The sequence below is a fragment of the Janthinobacterium sp. TND4EL3 genome (genome assembly GCF_900156175.1).
GTDB lineage: Bacteria > Pseudomonadota > Gammaproteobacteria > Burkholderiales > Burkholderiaceae_D > Janthinobacterium.
The window spans coordinates 37,287-55,359 of record NZ_FTMV01000017.1; the positions used below are offsets into that span (position 1 = coordinate 37,287).

Below are 18,073 nucleotides of genomic sequence, written 5' to 3' on the forward strand. Positions count from 1 at the left end.
CGATACGCCACGCTGGCCATGCTAGCGCGGCAGCCGCAGCCGCACGCGCAAGCCCGGCGCCGCATCCTCGATCTCCAGGCTGCCGCCATGCAGGGCCGCGATGGCGGCCACGATGGACAGGCCGAGGCCATTGCCGGGCAGGTGGCGGCTCTTGTCGAGGCGATAAAAGCGCTGCGTCAGCTTCGGCAATTCCTCGGCGGGCACGCCGGGACCGTTGTCGCGCACGGCCAGCCAGCTGCCCTGCCCGTCGCTGCCGGCCGACACTTCCACCGTGGCGCCCGGCCCCGCATACTTGATGGCATTGTCGACCAGGCTGGCCAGGGCGCTGCCCAGCAGGTTGCGGTCGCCGCGCGCCGGCACGCCGTCGCCATACATCTGCACCAGCAGCACGCCCTGATCGTCGGCCGTCGCCTCGTACATTTCCACGATGTCGGCGCCGATCTGATGCAGGTCAATGTCGTCGAAATTCTCGGGGCGCATGCCCGATTCGGCCGCCGCGATCTGCAGCAGCTTGTCGAACACGCGCGTCAGGTCGTCGATATCGTCGATGGCCGCCCGCGCCGCGCTCTCGAAGCCGGCCACCCCCTGCTGCTGGCGCAGGGCGCCGTCGAGCTTGTTGCGGATGCGTCCCAGCGGGGTGCGCAGGTCGTGCGCGATGGCGTTCGACACGTGGCGCACGCCTTCCATCAGGTGCTCGATGCGGTCGAGCATGCGGTTGATGTCGCGGCTCAGCAAGCCGAACTCATCCTCGCTGGAGACGGGGATGCGCCGGCTCAGGTCACCCGCCTCGATCTCGCCCGCCGTGCGGCGGATCTGCCCGATGCGCGCTTCGAGCTGGCGGCGGAACAGCCAGGCGCCCGCCACCACCAGCACGATGGCCACCCCGGCGCCATAGGCCAGCGAGCGCAGCACGAGAGCGCGGATCGACTTGCCCTCTTCCATGTCGCGCCCCACGAACAGGCGCGCCCCCCCGTCCAGGTCGCGGATCAGCATGCGCGCGGGCACCCGGCGGCCTTCGCGCGTGACGTCCCGGTGCAGCAGCTGGCCCACCGGGCTGGACGCGTCGGGCCAGGATGACAGGTTGCCCGCCACGCGGCGGCCGTCGGCATCGACCAGCAAGAAGATCTCCGTGTCGCTGTCGGTGCGGTCGGTCAGCAAATGGGCGATTTCCGCCGTCGTGCGGCTGCTGCCGCCCTGCTGGTACAGCGCGGCGAGCCGCTCCGAGAGCAAGGCCAGCTTGCGGTCCACGCTGCGGTCGAGCACGCCGATTGTGCCGAAATAGAATACGGCGCAGACGATGCTGATCGACACGACCACCAGCACGCCATAGCCGAGCGCCAGGCGCGCCGCGATCGAGCGGTGCAGCTTACGCACTATCGAGCACGCCCAGGGTGTAGCCGACGCCGCGCACCGTGTGGATCAGCGGCGGCGAGAATTCCTTGTCCACCTTGGTGCGCAAGCGGCTCACCTGCACGTCGATGACGTTGGTCTGCGGGTCGAAATGGTAATCCCACACGGCTTCGAGCAGCATGGCGCGCGTGACGGACTGGCCCTGGTGGCGCATCAGGTATTCGAGCAGGCGAAATTCGCGCGGCTGCAGGGCGATCTGCCGGTTGGCGCGCGTCACGCGCATGGTGCGCATGTCGAGCACCAGGTCGGCCACCTGCAGCTGCGTCGCTTCGGGCACGGGCGCGGCGCGGCGCAGCAGCGCCTCGATGCGCGCCAGCAGTTCGGCGATGGCAAACGGTTTCGACAGATAGTCGTCGCCGCCGCTGCGCAAGCCGCGCACGCGTTCATCGACGCTGGACAGGGCCGACAACACCAGCACGGGCGTGTTGCGGCCCATGCCGCGCAGGCGGGCGACGATGGCCAGGCCGTCGATCTCGCCGGGCAGCAGGCGGTCGAGCACCAGCGCATCCCAGTCTTCGCCGCAGGCCAGGCGCATGCCGTCAATGCCGTTGTCGCAGGCGGTGACATCGTGGCCCGCCTCGCGCAGGCCGGCACAAATGTAGCGGGAAGTTTCGGCTTCGTCTTCGATGACCAGGCAGCGCACGGGGAATTCCTTGTAAAGATCAGGCAGCAAATACGCGCAGCATACGCCAGGCGCGCGCCACTTGCCAGTCCCGCCGCGCAGCTGCAAGCCATGGGGCTGGCGGCCTAGTTGCATTTTCCGCGCAGTTTGGCAATCGCCACGAAGGGCAAGGCATACGCGCCGACGACGCCGATCGGACCGATATTCGTCGGCTGGCGCTTCAAGCCATCGGGATGCAGGCAATCGGGCACCTTCGCTTCGGCGAAGGCGGCGGCAAACTGCTCGTATTTTCTGTCGGCGCGTATCGTCACCTGGTGCATGGCCGCCTGCGGCAGTGCATCGCGCGCCTGCGCTTCCTCGGCCAGCACGGCACGCACGGCCTCGCGTATCGCCGCCTGGGTCAGCTGCGCTCCCGTTTCCGGGTTCGGGGCCACGTCCGGCCCCTGGGCCCCGGCTTGCGCCGCCGCACACAGCCAGGCTGCAGTGACCAGCTTGCAAACTATTTTCATCGTCTTCATCCATGCATGCCAGGTTTGCAATATTCCCGTCAATAGTAGCAGGATTGACGCGCGCCGCGGCGTGCGGCGAACGTTGACGGGGTCGGGTACAATACAGGCTCGACAATGCTCGGCCGCGCCCGCGCGCGCATGTTGTATGCGCGCCGTCCGGCTTGCCGCGGCCTGCACCGACACCACTGCCATTAACGAAATCAGGCACGCCCGGCGCGCGCCACAGACAAATACAGCCATGAAATCGACCCACTCTCTCGCACTGGCGCTGGCCATGGCCATCACCTGCGGCGGCGCCGCCGCCAAAGACGCCAAAGACAGCAAACAAAGCATGCTGTTCGACGAAATCCCCATCGGCAGCTGGAGCACTTCCGCCGAACTGGGCGCCATCACCACCTCGGGCAATACGGTCGGCACCTCCGTCACCGGCAAGATCGACGCGCGCCAGGAACTCGATGACTGGAGCAACCAGTACATCTTCAGCGGCTACTTCAAGGAAGATGAAACGACGAACGACGAGGGACAAAAGATCCGCGAACGTTCGGCCGAACGCTTTTCCGCCTCCGCCAAGGCCGCCTACAAGCTGATGGCCGACCACGAAAAGCTGTTCGTGCTGGCCTCGCACGTAAACGACAAGTTCGGCGCCTACACCAAGTACTCGACCCTGGCCGTCGGTCACGGCTCGCGCTGGTACCAGTCCAGCGACAAGAGCGTCGACGTGGAAGTCGGTCCGGGCTACTTCAGCGGCACCAACGACACGGGCGAATCGGAACACGGCCTGACGGTGCGCGGCGCGGCCGCCATGAAGTGGAAAATCAGCCAGTCGGCCATGTTCACGCAGACGGTCAGCGTGGAACGGGGCACCTCGAACACCCACTCGATCGCCGAAACGGCCCTCAGCACGAAGATCAACGGCACCATGCAGATGAAGGCCGCCTTCAGCGCCCGCAACGACACGCGCGTACCGGACGACAAGAAGAATACGGACACGCAGACGTCGCTGACCCTGGTCTACTCGTTCTAAGGCGCGCGCCATGCTGATGCGGCGTCTGCGCGTCTGCGCCCTCCTGTGCGCGGCGGCGCTGCTGAGCGGCTGCGCCGCCGTCACCGTCAGCGCCATTTCACCGGCCGACTACCTGCAGCAGCGGCGCGGCGACATCCTCACCACGGGCAAACTCAGCGCCGCGGCCAGCGAGGTGCTGCGCATCATCGGCAGCGACATCGCCGCCTGCGAAGCCAATACGGGCAGCTGCCGCGCCGACCTGGCCCGCTCCGAGCTCCTCAGCGACGAGCAGCGCCTGGCGACGCTTTCCGAACTGTGGCTGGAAAGCGCCCTGGCCGAGGAAAAACAGGGCGGCCACGCCAGCGCCGAACTGCTGGCCGCGTGGCTGGAATCGGCCCGCTACGCCTATGCCTACCTGTTCTACACGACGCGCACGCCGGGCCAGCGCGCCTTCGAAGAGCGCCAGACGCAAATCCGCGACTACTACAACTACGCCGTGCAAAAGGCCGTCGGCAACCTGTTCCGCCACCGTGGCGAGTACCGCCCGGACGGCCATGTAATCCGCGTCGCCGGCTGGCAGATCGACAGCGAACTGTCGGCCTTGCGCCTGCCCGAGGACGGCACCCTGCCCGACGAGCTGCTGCCGGCCACCTCGCTGTCGTTTTCCGGCCTGCGCAATGTGTACCGGCGCGACGGCTTCGGCGCCGACCTGGTGGCCGTCATGCCCAAGCCCGCGCAAGCGGGCGACGCGCCGTTCCAGGAAACCCGCTTCCCCGTCGTCACGGCGCTGATCCGCTTCGACGGCAACAGCCTGCAGGAAGTCCTGGCCACGCAGCAGCTGCTGGTGATGCTGGTGGACCCGACGCGCAGCGAATCGACGCGCATGGCGGGCCAGGAACTGCCCGTGGCAGCCAATTTCACGGCCGGCTACGGGCTGTGGCTGGCCCGTTCCGGCTTCGGCGTGCAGGCGCTGCGCACCCTGTTCGGCCGCGCCGACGGCATTTCGCGCCCGCAGGTGCACCTGATGCAGCCCTACGACCCGGACAAGCGCACCATCGTCATGCTGCACGGCCTGGCCAGCAGCCCGGAAGCGTGGATCAACGTGGCGAATGAACTGATGGGTGACGAGCAGCTGCGCCGCCGCTACCAGATCTGGCAGGTGTACTACCCGAGCAACGCGCCGCTGGCGGCCAATAATGCCGCCATCCGCAAGGCGCTCACCGCCACCCTGGCGCAGTTCGACCCCACCGGCAAGAAACCCGCCTCAAACGACCTCGTCTTGATCGGCCACAGCATGGGCGGCGTGCTGGCGCGCCTGATGGTCTCCGACGCCAGCAACACCCTGCTCGACGCCATCACGGAAGAATACAATTTGAAGGGCAAGAAGGCGGAAAAGGTGCGCGCCGGACTGGCGCCCTACCTGAACTTCACGGCCATGCCGCAGGTGAACCGCGCCGTGTTCATCGCCGCGCCGCACCGTGGCACCTCGTTCGCCAACCACAAGGTGGCGCGCTGGATCGCCAACCTGATCACCCTGCCCATCAACATGCTCGAGCAGCTGTCCGACGCGGCCGGCAGCCTGGCGCAGCTCGACACGGGCAGCAGCGAGCCGCTGCGCATCCCCAACAGCATCGATAACCTCAGCGACAAGGACCCGTTCGTGCGCCTGGTGGCGGACCTGCCCATCAGCCCGAAAGTGCGCTATTACTCCATCATGGGCAACGACACGCCGGACCTGCCGCTGGCAGAATCGAGCGACGGCGTGGTGCCCTACGCCAGCGCCCACCTCGACGGCGCGCTGTCGGAAAAAGTCATTCCGTCCTGGCACAGCGTGCAGGAAAGCCCGCAGGCGATCCTGGAGATACGGCGGATCTTGCGGCTGCCGGACAGCCCTTAGCCCCCCTCAACCCCGCAGGGCGCACAGCGCAATGCGAGCCACGGCCAGCGCCGTCTCCGGCGGCGTACCGTCCTCCAGGTGCCATGCGGCCGAAAGCCCAGCCCACGCGGCCACCCATGCCAGGAGGCGCGCGCGGTCGAGGCCAGCTTCACGGGCGATCAGCGCCACCTGCCGTGCCAGGCGCCCCGGCGCCGTCGCCGTCGCCGCATCCGGATTGCACAGCACATTGGCAAAATCAAAACCCCGCTCGCCCGCATAGCCTTTCGGGTCGATGGCCAGCCAGCCGCGCCCACCGCCATCAAGCACATTCTCGTGATGCAGGTCGCCATGCAGCACAACACAGTCCTGCGGCGCCGCCAGCAAGTCCTGTGCCACGGCATGGCATGCAGCAAACACGCCGCCGTGCGCTGCGGCAGCGTCCAGCGCGACAAAGTAGCCGGACAAGGGGGGCAAAGGCAGAGCGGATGGCCGTTGCGCATGCAGGCGCGCCGCCACCGCACACAGGATGCGCGTCGCAGCCTCATCGCCCGCCTCGTCCAAGCACGCCAGCCGGGCCAGCGAACGAAGGGAAATCACCCGCTCCAGCAGCAGGACGTCATCATCAGGCGACGCAGCCAGCACCCGCACGGCCCCGTCGCCATCCCACCAGCGCAGCAGAGCGCCAGCGCGCCGCTCGTCGTCGCCGGTCGACAGCTTCAGCATGGCCGGCTGGTCTCCGTACAGCACGGGCAGCAGGCATGCAGCGGGGGTATGAAGGGGTGCGCCATCGGCCCGCAGGGCCCATAGCTGAAGGTAGTGGGCAAGACGATGCCGCTCAGTCATGGACAATCCTGTGATATTGATCAAGGCGCCACTATACTGGACAGGCTGACCGGCAGCCCGTTCACACCGGCTCGCGCCACTTGTCCTTGATCTCCAGCATGGCCGGCAGCTGTTCGATGAAGAGCGCCAGCAGCGTCGGATCGAAATGCGTGCCGCTGTCGCGCTGCATGGTGGCGATGGCCTCCTCGACCGTCCAGGCGCGCTTGTACGGGCGCTCGCTGGTGAGGGCGTCAAAGACGTCGGCGATGGCGACGATGCGCCCCTCATGGGGAATCGCCTCGCCCTGCAAGCCTTGCGGATAGCCGCTGCCATCCCATTTCTCGTGGTGCGTCAGGGCGATGGTGCGCGCCATTTTCAGCAGGCCGCCCGCGTGCTCGCCGATGATGGCCGCGCCGATTTCCGCGTGGCTGCGCATGACGTTCCATTCGTCCGTATCGAGCTTGCCCGGCTTTTGCAGGATGGCGTCGGGGATGCCGATCTTGCCCACGTCGTGCATGGGCGCCGCGTTCAACAAATCTTCCGCCCGGGCCGCGCTGTAGCCGGCCGCCAGCGCCAGCTGGCGCGCGTAATAGCTCATGCGGATGACGTGCATGCCCGTCTCGTTGTCCTTGTACTCGGCCGCCTGGCCCAGGGTCTGGATCACCTGCAGGCGCGAGCGGCGCAATTCTTCGGCGTCCACCAGCGACAGATGCGTGCGCACGCGGGCGCGCACGATGGGCGGGCTGACCGGCTTGGTGATGTAGTCGACGGCGCCCGCGTCGAAACCGTCCGCCTCGTCCTTCACGTCGCACAGGGCGGTGACGAAAATGACGGGGATCGACGCCGTGGCCGGCATGGCCTTGAGCTGGCGGCACACTTCGTAGCCCGTCATGGCCGGCATCATGATGTCGAGCAGGATCAGTTCAACGGGGTTGTTCTGCGCCAGTTCCAGCGCCTTCTCGCCATCCTTGGCGTACAGCAGGCGGTAATCGTCCTGCAGGATCTGGCGCAGCACCTGCAGGTTCGTCGCTTCGTCGTCGACCAGCAGCAGGGTCGGTTTGTCTTCGTGTAAGGTCATCGTCAGTCCAGTATCAGGAAAGGTCGGCAGGCACCTGCGTCTCCAGCCAGTCCAGCAGCTGGCGCAGCACGTCCGCGGCACGCGCAAATTCAAAATCGTCGATGGCGCTGGCCATCGCCTGCAGGCACGGCTGCAGGCCATGCGGCGCCAGCATGGCGGCGACCTGCGCCATCAGGGCGTCATCGAGCTCGCCGCCCTCCAGGCTGGCGATGGCCTGGCGCAGCAAGGCGCCGGCGGCGGCGCGCTCCAGCGGCGCGGGGGCGGCATCAGCGGCTGGCGGCGGCACGGCGCCGGCGGCCGCGCCCAGTTCGCGCGCCAGCGCGGCAAACGCGGCCGCCAACTGCGGCAGCAATTCGTCAGCGGGCTGCTGGCGCGCGATCGACTGTTCGATGCGCCCCAGCAGGCTTTCGACCTGCACCAGGCACAGGTTGCCGGCCGCGCCCTTGATGCGGTGCAGCAAATGGCCCGCCACGCTGGCGCCGCCACGCTGCAGTTCCGCCGCCAGCATGGCGGCGCAATCGCCGTTGGCTTGCACGAAGCGCGCAATGGCGCGCTGCAGGTTGTCGCGGCTGCCCCACAGGGCGATGCCGCGCTGCCAGTCGACCTGTGCGCCGGCGGCGCCTGCCTGCGCCACAGGCGCCGGCACGGCCACGGCGATATCGAGCAGGCGCGCGATTTCCGCCGTCAGCTTGTGCATCTCCAGCGGCTTCGAAGCAAAACCGTTCATGCCCGCCGTCTGCGCGGCGCGGCGGTCCTGTTCCAGCACGCTGGCCGTCAGGGCGATGATGGGCGTGGCCTTGAGCCCCTGTTCGCGCTCGTGTACGCGGATCAGCCGCGTCGCTTCCAGGCCATCCATGCGCGGCATCTGCACGTCCATCAGGACGATGTCGAAGCTGCCCTTGCTGAACTCGCGCACGGCGCTTTCGCCATCGCCGGCCGTGATCACCTGGTGGCCGGCCGCGCCCAGACTGATCAGGAGCAGTTCCACGTTCTGCGGCACGTCGTCCGCCGCCAGGATGCGCAGCGGCGGCAAGGCCACCACGGGCTGCTCGCTGCGGCGCGACACGGCCTTGCCGGGCGCCAGCGGCAGCAGCACGTGGAACACGCTGCCCACGCCCAGGGTGCTTTCCACCGTGATGGTGCCTTTCATCAGTTCGACCAGCTGCAGCGAAATCGTCGTGCCCAGGCCCGTGCCGCCAAAACGCCGGCTCATCGAGGAATCGGCTTGCGTGAATGGCGCGAAGATCTTGTCGAGGCGGTCGGCGGGAATGCCGATGCCCGTGTCGTGCACGGCGATATGCACCAGCTCTCCCTGCATGCCGACAGCCACGCGCACGTGGCCCACTTCCGTGAACTTGACGGCGTTGCCGATCAAATTCGTCAGCACCTGCTGCACCCGGCGGGCGTCGCCGAGGAAGAACTGCCCCATGCCCGGGTCGATATCGACGTGCAGCACCAGTTCGCGCGCGTGCGCCGTGATGCGCAGGGACGCGGCCACGTGGTCGACCAGGTCCGGCAGCGAAAAGTCCACCAGTTCCAGCTCCGTGGCGCCCTTTTCCAGCTTGGCCATGTCGAGAATGTCATTGAGCAGTTCGAGCAGCGAACGGGCCGACTGGCGCACCGTGCCCAGGTGGCGGCGCTGCAGGCTGTCCAGGGCCGTCCCCAGCAGCACCTCCGTAAAGCCGATGATGGCGTTCATCGGCGTGCGGATTTCATGGCTCATGTTGGCCAGGAAGCTGGTCTTCGATTCGGCGGCCTGCTCGGCGCGGTCTTTCGCCGCGCGCAGGTTTTCCTGCATGGCGCGCCGTTCGCTCACGTCGGTGGCCAGCTTGACCACCTTGAACGGCTTGCCATCCGTATTGAAGATGGGGTTGTACGAAGCCTGTATCCACACTTCCCGGCCATCCTTGCCGATGCGCTTGTACTCGCCCGTATTGAATTCGCCGCCCGCCAGGTGCTGCCAGAACGCGATGTAGTCGGGCGAAGTCACGAGGGCAGGTTCGCAGAAAATGCTGTGGTGCAAGCCCATCACGTCCTCGCGCCGGTAGCCGACCAGGTCGAGGAAGTTCTGGTTCACCTCCAGGATGCGCCCCTGCAGGTCGAACTCCGCGACCGCCGTCGCGCGCGAGATGGCCGTCACCTTGCCCTCGTATTCGGCGTTGCGCAATTCGCTTTCCGTGATGTCGAGGATGACGCCGTCGATCCAGCGCACCACGCCGTCGTTGTCGAGCACGGGGCCGCTGCTTTCGCGCACCCAGCGCTCGCGCCCGTCGCGGTGGAGCATGCGGTAGACGTTCTCGAAGTCGCGCTTGTCGCCCGCCGCCTGCACGCAGGTGTCGTTGACGCGCTGGCGGTCGTCCGGATGCACGAGGTCGAACAGCCTGACGCGCCCTTCGACGAAGTCCTGCGGCATCCAGCCCGTCAGGTTGAAGACGGCGTCGCTGATGAAAATCATCTTCCATTCGGGCGCGAAGCTGCAGTGGAAGGACACGCCGGGGATATTGCGGATCAGGGTGCGGTACTGGCGCTCGCTGTCCTTGAGCGCCTGCTCCATGCTGCGCGATGAGCGCATGTCCGTGACAAACGCCACGAACAGGGGCTGGCCCGGCGTGTCGATCTTGCCGATGGCCACGCGCATGGGCAGCACGGCGCCGTCCTTGTGGCGGCCATCGAGTTCGCGTCCGCTGTCGAGAATGCGCGCAGCGCCCGTTTCCAGGTAGTCGCGCAAAAAGCCCTCGTACTCGGCCGCGTCGGGCGGCTGCAGCAGCAGGCTCGCATTGCTGCCCACGATCTCCGCTTCACGCCAGCCGAACAGGCTTTCCGCGGCGGGATTGAAGGAGCGCACCTTGCCCTGGCCATCGATGGTGATCAGGCCATCGGCGGCCGTATCGACAATGGCGCGCAGCCGCGATTCGCCGGCGCTGGCGTGGCGCAGCAGCTGGCGGTAGCGCAGCAAGCCGTTCGCGGCCGCCACGAACACGGTGAGGGTGACGGTAATCAGGGCCACGGCCAGCGCCACGAACGACGCCTGCACGGTGATCGTATTGTCGCCGGCCTCGGGCGTGCCGGAAAAGCGCGCGGCCAGCATGCCCGTGTAGTGCATGCCAGAAATGGCCAGGCCCATGACGACGCTGCTGAGCAGCAAGGACGCCAGCGGACTGAGGCGCTGGCGCAAGGCATTCAGGCCGAAGCGTATCCACAGCGCCAGCATGGCCATGACGACGGCCACCACCAGCGACAGCGCGAACAGCCACGGCTGGTAATGCAAGGTCAGCGAAGTCTGCATGGCGGCCATGCCGCTGTAATGCATGGAACCGATGCCCACGCCGACGAGCACGCCGCCCACCACCAGTTGCCGCCAGCTGATGCGCGGACGCGCCAGCAAGTGCAGCGCCACCCACGAGGCCGCCATGCCCGGCAGCATGGACAGCAGGGTCAGGCCGGGGTCGAAGGAGACGCGCGTGCAAATGTCGAAGGCCAGCATGCCGATGAAATGCATCGACCAGATGCCGCCGCCCAGGGCGATGGCGCCCGTGATGATGGCCGTCTGGCGCTGGAAGCCCCGCTCGCTGCTGCGCGCCATGCCGGCGATCTGCAAGGCCATGAACGAGGCAAAGATGGCGATGCCGATGGAAAACAGCACGAGACCGGCATCGTGCGTGCCATAGATGTAGGGCAACGCATCGGCGGGGGCGGCAAACATGGAACTAAGCATACTGTCGTGGCATAGGTTGAGTGAAACATGACGTCGCAAAACATGACGGCGCACCGCGCGCCGGCGCCCGGCTTTTTAGCAAAGCGGCAACACAGCGAAAATGACAACGGTACGGGTCGACCCGGCAAGGCTCGGTCATCACGCCCGCGCCTGCCGCGCGGGGGAAAGATGCTTTTTCAGACAGAAAAAGCGGAATGCGTACGAACTCTGGCGCGGATGGCTGGCCGCCAGCGTGACGATGATTTTTTAAAGAGCCATGAGTATAGTTGCTTTGCGAACATATTCATAGGACTTCAGCAATATAGTTATGAAAAGAAAAATATTCTGCGGCCCTCGTGCCACAGGTTCAGGCAAACAGGCGCCGGGTCAGCTGGCGCAAGGCGCAGCCAGGCGGCGCGGGCGGCTGGCAAGACTTGGGGGCTTGCCGCTCAAGCGTTTTGCGCCAGCATGGCGCGGAACCACGCCAGCTGTTCGCGCGTCAGGTAGTTGGCGCCATCGCCGTGCAGGAGGACGATTTCGATCTCGGCGGGAATCGAGGCGATCAATTGCGCGCCCGTCACGGGAATCTTTGGAAACGCGATACCGGCCAGGAAGGCCGGATCTTCCGCCACCGTCACGCAGCGGCGCTCCGGATTCGGCGACGGCACAAGGAACAGGTCGATCTGCTCGCTTTGCCCGCCGATGACGACGTGCAATTGCGCCCCCAGCAGTTCAGGCAGGATCAGTTCGATGTTATTTTCGGCGCGCGATTGCTGGAAAGCGCGTTTCAGGGGCGTCAGGACAGGGATGGCGGTCATGGCAAAGTGAAAAGATAAAGACGTCGGCAGTGTAGCAGAGGCGCCCGGACCGGCGCGCCCTGCTGGCGCCCCGGCTACAGCTTGTAGTTCAGCGAGACCAGCACGCTGCGCGGCGCGCCATAGCGCTCCAGCCCGCCCGACCAGGCATAGCCTAGCGCCTGGTAGTAGCGGCGGTCGAGCACGTTGTCGATATTCACGCGCAGCTGCAGCTGCTCGCTGAGGCGATAGCCGGCCGTCAGCCCGAGCAGCGCATAGCCGCCCTGCCGCGTCAGGTAGTCCGTGTCGCGGCGGTAGATCTTGTCCTGCGCAGTCACGGAAGCACCGAGATTCCACCGCGCCAGGCTGCCGCGCAGCTGCACAGTCGTGTACAGCTTGAACAATTGCTTCGGCTCGTCCGTGGCGATGCGCTGGCCGATATTCGCGGCCACGCTGTCCTGCGTGTACTTGGCCAGCACATAGGTGTAGCCGCCCGCGACCTGCCAGCCCGGCAACGGCGAGCCGGACACTTGCAGGTCGACGCCTTCGCTCTGCACCTGCCCGGCCGCGCGGGCACAATAGATGGCGCCGCCCGTGGGGCAATTGACTTCGTCGGCCATGGCGCGGTTCTTCTGCTTGATGCGGAACAGGGCGCCGCTGGCATTGAGCCTGCCGCCGAAATACTCGCCCTTGACGCCCAGTTCCAGGTTGGTGCCGCTCAGCGGTGGCAAGGTATTGCCCTTTACATCGAGCACGCTTTGCGGCTGGAAGATCTGCGTGCCACTCGCATACAGGGAATGGTGTTGATCCACATCATAAACAATGCCCGCATACGGCGTAAACTTCGCGTTTTCCGTCAGGCTGCGGCGCCAGACGGGATTGGTCGAGTACCAGCCCGTGACATCCTGCGCATACCAGCCGAAGCGCCCGCCCAGCACCAGGCGCAGCGGATCGGCCAGGCTGAAGCTGCCGGCCGCATAAATACCCTTCTCGTCCGTCTTGCGGCCCCAGTTGTACGGCTCGAACGGGGCGCCGCGCATCGGGTAGGCATGGGGATTCCACTGGCGCAGATCGAACACGCGCGTTTGCGCCCCTTCCCAGCTCTGGCCCGCATCCGAATCGTCATGGCGGTAGCTGGCGCCCACGATGACGTCATGCCGGCGGCCGAACCAGGTGACGGGGCCGCTCAGGCGCCAGTCCGCCACCACTTGCTCCGTGTTGTACTTCCAGCCCGTTTCCGACTGTTCCAGCAGATAGGTTTCGCCATCGACGCGGCTGTTGGTGGTATTGCGCGTCGAGGATGAGGCATCGATGTGCGTGATGGCCAAGCGGCTGCGCCAGCCCTTCTCCAGCTGCGTTTCCAGGTCGGCGAAGACGACGTTGTTGTCGCGCTTCTGGAACGAGTCGGCATTGTTCAGGAAGGTCGAACGGGGCAAGTCCATGTGGCGGCCATCGGGCAAGGTCGGCAAGCCGACGAAGACGCCGTCGGTGCGGCTGTGCTGGCGCGAAAAGCCGATGCCGGCCGTGGTCAACGGCGTCAGGTCCGCCTCCAGAATCGCATACACGGTGCTGTTCTTGTTGCCCACCACGTCGACGAAGCTGTCGCTGTCGCGCAGGCTGGCCGCCACGCGCCCGCGCACGCTGCCCGAGGCGTTCAAGGCATTGCTGGCATCCACCGTCAATTGCTTGTCCTTCCAGCTGCCCAGGTGAGCGGACGCGTTCAGCAAGGGCGTGGCCGTAGGGCGCTTGCGCACCATGTTGATGCTGCCCGACGGCGCGCCCGCCCCTTCCATCAGGCCCGTGGCGCCGCGCACCACTTCCACCCGGTCGTACATCAGCATGTCGGCCGAAACATTACGCTCGTTAAAACCCGTGACATCGAGCGGCAAGCCGTCGACATTGACGTGGCTCAAGGCAAAACCGCGCGCAAAATACGTGGTTTCCTGGTCGGACACACCCTGCGTCTTGCCATACAGGCCAGGCGTGGCACGCGCCACGTCCTGCAAGGTGGTCAGTTCGAAATCTTCCATCTGCTGGCGCGAAATGACGCTGACCGTTTGCGGCGTGTGGCGCTGCGACAGGTTCAGCCCCGTGGCCGTCGACATGGCGCGCGCCGTGTACAAGCCCGTGCCTTCCGTGGCGCGGTCCGCCTCCGCGCTGACGACCACGGCCGGCATGCTGGCCAGGCCGCCATCGGCCGTGCTGGCAATCATTTTGCGCAACAGATAATTGCCGCTGCCGCCATCCACCACCTCCAGGCCGCTGCCTTGCAGCAACGTTTGCAAACCGGCCGCGACGCCATAACGGCCCCGCAAGCCCGGCGTCGCCAGGCCATCGAGGACCACGCCCTGGGTGGACAGGTTCACGCCGGCGGCGATGGCAAACGAGGCCAGCGCTTCGCGCAGGTTGCCGGCGGGAATATGATAGTCGCGCAGGCTGGCGGCCGGGCTGGATTCGGCCGCCAGCGCCATGTGCGGCAAACCGGCGCCGGCCCCGCCCACGGCCAGGAGCAGGACCAGCGCGGCGCGCACGGCGCCGGTGGTGGGATGGAGCGTCATGCGTGCTGTTGTCAAGCTGCGGTACTGCAAAGCCATGTGGACCCTTTCGATGGTTCGGATTGTTCGTTCTCTACCTTGTATGACGAAGCAATCCGCAAAAAGGGACATGCAGGGACAGGCAAGCGGTAAATTGTTGCGTCAGGCCGCCTCGACACTGATCCAGTAGCGCGTGCGGCGCGCCAGCCGGATCGGCAGGGAGTGTTGCAGCAACAGCAGGATGTTCTCCGGGTCGTGCAACTGGAAAATGCCATCGACGGGCATGGCCGCCAGCGCCGGATCGCAGCGCAGCACGCCATAGCGGTAGCGCGCCACCTGTTCCAGCACTTCGCCCAGCGGCATGCGCTCGGCGATCAGCACGCCCCGCAGCCAGGCATCCGCATGGGGTGACAACGGTGTCAAGGGGGAAACGGCCACGTCATCAAAACTGCCCTGCCGGCCCGCATCGACCCTGCGCAAGGCGTCGGGCGCCTGCGATGGCGCGATCTCGACGGCGCCCTCGCTGACGCTGACCTCGGTGCGCGGCGCCAGCACGCTGCCGCGCTGGCGCACGCTGAAGTGCGTGCCCAGGGCGCGCACGGCGCCATTGCCGCTGCGCACGAGGAACGGACGCGCCGGCACGGCCCCGTCGTGCGCCGTAGAAACGTGGAGTTCGCCCGCATGCAGGACGACCTGCCGCGCCGCGCCGTCAAACTGCACGTCGATGGCCGTGTTCGTATTGAGCGCCAGCTGCGTGCCATCGGGCAAGGTCATGCGGCGGATTTCGCCCCTGGCCGTGCGGATGGCAGCGCGCCACGCCTGCCAGGGCGCCGATTCGCTGGCCAGCCACAGGGCCGGGCCGGCCGCGATCAGTCCGGCCAGGCCGTAGAGCACGGCGCGCCGCCGCGGCGACTGTGGCGCCGCCTCCGCCGTCTGGCGCAGCGCGGGCGGCACGCCGGCCAGGGTACTGCAGACCAGCTCGGCCCGCTGCCAGGCCGCTGCGTGCGCGGGATCGCTGGCGCGCCAGTCCTGGAAAGCTTGCTGTTCGTCAACGCTCAAGGGTCCCCCGTGCAGGCGCACCAGCCATTGCGCCGCCGCGCGCGCAGCCCGCGGGTCGATGGCGGCGTTCACAGGATCAGGAGGATGCAGCGCTCGAAGGCCTGCACCATGTAGCGCTTGATGCTGCGCTCGCTCACGGCCAGGCGCCGGGCGATTTCCCCGTAGGCCATGCCATCGACATGGGCCAGCAAAAAAGCGCTGCGCACGAGCGGCGGCAAGCCGTCGAGCATGGCATCGATGCGCTGCAAGGTCTCCAATACCAGCAAACGCTCTTCCGGCGACTGCATCAGCAGATCGGGCTGCTGCGCCAGGGTTTCCAGCCACGCCTGCTCCAGCGACAGGCGGCGGTAATGGTCGATCAGCAGGCGCTGCGCCACGGTGGTCAGATAGGCGCGCGGTTCGCGCAGGCTCTGCCGGCCCTCGGGCGGCGCCGCCAGCAGGCGCACGAAGGTATCCTGCGCCAGGTCGGCCGCATGGTCGGCGCACTGCAGCTTGGCGCGCAGCCAGCGCATCAGCCAGCCGTGGTGATTGCTGTAAATGACTGCGACCGATTCGCCGGATGGCGCAATGTTCACTGGGACTCCGATGCGCTCAAGGCAAGGCGCGGCCACGATGACGGCCGGCCGCAAGGCAAGCGACTCAATTGATAATAATTCTCATTATCACAAATCATTGCCGCCGGCGTCAATGCTGGCGCCGGCCTGTCTTAGGAAACCGTTGTTTCAGCGCGGCGCCCGGCGATTCATCCACAGGCTCTTCGTGAAGGTGAAAATATAGCAAAGGGACAAGCGTAGCGGCCGCACGTCTAGCGGCGCCTGAGTCAGGCCAGCTTGTGTTGATCCGGTTTTGCGGCCAGCACGAAGGGAATGGCAAGCGGCCCCAGCAAAGTTACCAGGACGGCCCGGACAGCCGTGGTCTTCAAGGAGCGGCGTTTCGCAATGAAGAGGCAGGCGAAGGCCGACAGCGACCAGATCAAGGCAGGCAAGTATTCAGTCATCATGCACTCCGGATGCGCCTTGCAAGGCGGGAAAGACATGCTGACATGAAAAAGCGGCACTCGCAATGGCCGATTAGGCATCTGCCATTGCGCTGGGCGGCCAACGGCCTGTTTTTCAGCCCTTCTTAAGACTGCAGGCGGCTGGCGGCCGGCAATACGGTCAGTGCTGGCCGATCTTCATGATTTTCAAGGCATTCGTGCCGCCCACCTTGCCCATCGGCTCGCCCCAGGTCAGCACGACGGTGTCGCCCTTGGCCACGACTTTATGTTCCAGCAGCAAGTCTTCCGCCTGCTGCAAGACCTTGTCGCGGTCCGTGCCCGACGTCAGTTCCACCGTGCTGACGTTGCGGTACAGGGCCAGCTTGCGGCGCGTGCCCACGCTGGGGGTAAGCGCGACGATGGGGATGTCGATGTTGCAACGGCTCATCCACAAGGCCGTGGAGCCCGATTCCGTCAGCGTGGCAATGGCCTTGACGCGCAGGTGGTGGGCCGTAAACAGGGCGCCATAGGCGATAGACTGGTCGATGCGGGTAAATGTGGCGTTGAGGAAATCGGCATCGAGCTTGCAGGTATCCCATTTTTCCGCGTCGAGGCAGATGGCGGCCATCGCTTCCACCGTCTCGATCGGGTAACGGCCCGAGGCCGTTTCCGCCGACGTCATGACGGCATCCGTGCCATCCAACACGGCATTGGCCACGTCGGACACTTCGGCCCGCGTCGGCACGGCGTTGACGATCATCGATTCCATCATCTGCGTGGCCGTGATGGCCAGCTTGTTCGACGCGCGCGCCATCTTGATCATGCGCTTCTGCAGGGCCGGCACGGCCGCGTTGCCCACTTCCACGGCCAGGTCGCCACGGGCCACCATGATGCCGTCGGAGGCATCGAGAATTTCCTGCAGCGCGGGAATGGCTTCCGCGCGTTCGATCTTGGCGATCATCATCGGCTTGTGGTCCCACGCCTCGCCGGCGATATTGGCCAGTTGGCGCGCCATGACCATGTCGGTGGCGTTTTTCGGGAAGGACACGGCCACGTAATCGGCCTGGAAACTCATCGCCGTCTTCACGTCTTCCATGTCCTTGGCCGTCAGGGCCGGGGCCGACAAGCCGCCGCCCTGGCGGTTGATGCCCTTGTTGTTCGACAATTCGCCGCCGATTTTCACGGTCGTGTGGATTTCGCTGCCGACGACCTTGTCCACCGTCAAGACGATGAGTCCATCGTTGAGCAATAATACGTCAGCGGCGCGCAAGTCGCGCGGCAATTCCTTGTAATCGAGGCCGCAGCGCTCGATATTGCCCAGTTCGCCGTTTTCGCCCCACTTGGCGTCGAGGATGAAGGAAGCGCCGTTTTCCAGGAAAATCTTGCCTTCTTCAAACTTGCCGACGCGAATCTTTGGGCCTTGCAAGTCAGCCATGATGGCCACTTCGCGGCCGCACAGGGCTGCCGCTTCGCGCACCATGCGGGCGCGGTCGATATGGTCTTGCGCCTTGCCATGCGAGAAGTTCAGGCGCACGACGTCGACGCCGGCCTTGAACATGCGGACCAGGGTATCGATATCGTTCGAAGCGGGGCCGATGGTGGAAACGATCTTGGTGGCGCGTTGCTGTACTTGCATGGTCATGGTGTGCTGCTTTCTATAAAGTTCGTGCTGCTGCAAGGGCCGGCCTTGTGGGCC

14 protein-coding genes are annotated in these 18,073 nt (G+C 66.1%); 2 read left to right on the plus strand and 12 right to left on the minus strand.

The annotated features are described in order from the left end of the window. Positions 1–21: 21 nt before the first annotated feature. The 3 genes from BXA07_RS23140 to BXA07_RS23150 all read right to left on the minus strand — a co-directional run bounded on the left by BXA07_RS23140 (position 22) and on the right by BXA07_RS23150 (position 2,541). Positions 22–1,374 carry a sensor histidine kinase gene (locus BXA07_RS23140; protein WP_076571259.1) on the minus strand — a complete coding sequence of 451 codons (1,353 nt, stop codon included), beginning with the start codon at positions 1,372–1,374 and terminating at the stop codon, positions 22–24. Continuing rightward, positions 1,367–2,053, minus strand: coding sequence for a winged helix-turn-helix domain-containing protein (locus tag BXA07_RS23145; RefSeq protein ID WP_076571423.1), 687 nt, complete (start codon positions 2,051–2,053; stop codon positions 1,367–1,369). Before BXA07_RS23145 ends, BXA07_RS23140 begins: the two co-directional genes overlap by 8 nt. Positions 2,054–2,157: 104 nt before the next feature. Further along, entirely contained in the window at positions 2,158–2,541 is a 384-nt protein-coding gene (locus BXA07_RS23150; RefSeq protein ID WP_244556376.1) for a hypothetical protein, read from the minus strand. Positions 2,542–2,779: 238 nt separating this feature from the next. Here BXA07_RS23150 and BXA07_RS23155 point away from each other — a divergent pair, with 238 nt between their 5' ends. Further along, positions 2,780–3,565, plus strand: coding sequence for a DUF481 domain-containing protein (locus BXA07_RS23155; protein WP_083708481.1), 786 nt, complete (start codon positions 2,780–2,782; stop codon positions 3,563–3,565). A 10-nt stretch (positions 3,566–3,575) separates the two neighbouring features. Beyond that, on the plus strand, positions 3,576–5,441 hold the full coding sequence (locus BXA07_RS23160; protein ID WP_083708482.1) for an esterase/lipase family protein: 1,866 nt from the start codon (positions 3,576–3,578) through the stop codon (positions 5,439–5,441). Between the two features lie 6 nt (positions 5,442–5,447). On the opposite strand, the gene BXA07_RS23165 is transcribed toward BXA07_RS23160, so the two are convergent. The 9 genes from BXA07_RS23165 to pyk form a co-directional block, all read right to left on the minus strand. Beyond that, positions 5,448–6,263 carry an aminoglycoside phosphotransferase family protein gene (locus BXA07_RS23165; protein ID WP_076571267.1) on the minus strand — a complete coding sequence of 272 codons (816 nt, stop codon included), beginning with the start codon at positions 6,261–6,263 and terminating at the stop codon, positions 5,448–5,450. A gap of 61 nt (positions 6,264–6,324) precedes the next feature. After that, a complete protein-coding gene (locus BXA07_RS23170; RefSeq protein WP_076571270.1) occupies positions 6,325–7,320 on the minus strand; it encodes an HD domain-containing phosphohydrolase in 996 nt (331 codons plus the stop codon). Positions 7,321–7,333: 13 nt separating this feature from the next. After that, positions 7,334–11,023 (minus strand): PAS domain S-box protein, encoded by a 3,690-nt coding sequence (locus tag BXA07_RS23175; protein ID WP_244556377.1) that lies wholly within the window; start codon positions 11,021–11,023, stop codon positions 7,334–7,336. A 440-nt stretch (positions 11,024–11,463) separates the two neighbouring features. Then, on the minus strand, positions 11,464–11,832 hold the full coding sequence (locus BXA07_RS23180) for a hypothetical protein (RefSeq protein WP_076571274.1): 369 nt from the start codon (positions 11,830–11,832) through the stop codon (positions 11,464–11,466). Positions 11,833–11,906: 74 nt separating this feature from the next. After that, the gene (locus BXA07_RS23185; RefSeq protein ID WP_244556378.1) at positions 11,907–14,366 is read right to left on the minus strand and encodes a TonB-dependent siderophore receptor; all 2,460 of its coding nucleotides are present in this window, start codon (positions 14,364–14,366) and stop codon (positions 11,907–11,909) included. 138 nt (positions 14,367–14,504) lie between these two features. Next, a complete protein-coding gene (locus tag BXA07_RS23190) occupies positions 14,505–15,473 on the minus strand; it encodes a FecR domain-containing protein (protein ID WP_170909724.1) in 969 nt (322 codons plus the stop codon). Next, positions 15,470–15,976, minus strand: a complete 507-nt coding sequence (locus BXA07_RS23195; RefSeq protein ID WP_076571427.1) for a sigma-70 family RNA polymerase sigma factor — start codon at positions 15,974–15,976, stop codon at positions 15,470–15,472. Before BXA07_RS23195 ends, BXA07_RS23190 begins: the two co-directional genes overlap by 4 nt. A 245-nt stretch (positions 15,977–16,221) precedes the next feature. Continuing rightward, entirely contained in the window at positions 16,222–16,401 is a 180-nt protein-coding gene (locus BXA07_RS23200) for a hypothetical protein (protein WP_076571278.1), read from the minus strand. A 157-nt stretch (positions 16,402–16,558) separates the two neighbouring features. Then, positions 16,559–18,019 carry a pyruvate kinase gene (gene pyk, locus BXA07_RS23205; protein ID WP_083708484.1) on the minus strand — a complete coding sequence of 487 codons (1,461 nt, stop codon included), beginning with the start codon at positions 18,017–18,019 and terminating at the stop codon, positions 16,559–16,561. Between the last annotated feature and the right edge of the window lie 54 nt (positions 18,020–18,073).

Excerpts from the sequence above, each read along its gene's own strand:
- BXA07_RS23155 (WP_083708481.1), top strand. The coding sequence starts at position 2,780 with ATGAAATCGACCCACTCTCTCGCACTGGCGCTGGCCATGGCCATCACC.
- BXA07_RS23200 (WP_076571278.1), bottom strand. The coding sequence starts at position 16,401 with ATGATGACTGAATACTTGCCTGCCTTGATCTGGTCGCTGTCGGCCTTC.
- pyk (WP_083708484.1), bottom strand. The coding sequence starts at position 18,019 with ATGACCATGCAAGTACAGCAACGCGCCACCAAGATCGTTTCCACCATC.
- BXA07_RS23160 (WP_083708482.1), top strand. The coding sequence starts at position 3,576 with ATGCTGATGCGGCGTCTGCGCGTCTGCGCCCTCCTGTGCGCGGCGGCG.
- BXA07_RS23185 (WP_244556378.1), bottom strand. The coding sequence starts at position 14,366 with ATGACGCTCCATCCCACCACCGGCGCCGTGCGCGCCGCGCTGGTCCTG.
- BXA07_RS23150 (WP_244556376.1), bottom strand. The coding sequence starts at position 2,541 with ATGAAAATAGTTTGCAAGCTGGTCACTGCAGCCTGGCTGTGTGCGGCG.
- BXA07_RS23170 (WP_076571270.1), bottom strand. The coding sequence starts at position 7,320 with ATGACCTTACACGAAGACAAACCGACCCTGCTGCTGGTCGACGACGAA.
- BXA07_RS23175 (WP_244556377.1), bottom strand. The coding sequence starts at position 11,023 with ATGTTTGCCGCCCCCGCCGATGCGTTGCCCTACATCTATGGCACGCAC.
- BXA07_RS23180 (WP_076571274.1), bottom strand. The coding sequence starts at position 11,832 with ATGACCGCCATCCCTGTCCTGACGCCCCTGAAACGCGCTTTCCAGCAA.
- BXA07_RS23165 (WP_076571267.1), bottom strand. The coding sequence starts at position 6,263 with ATGACTGAGCGGCATCGTCTTGCCCACTACCTTCAGCTATGGGCCCTG.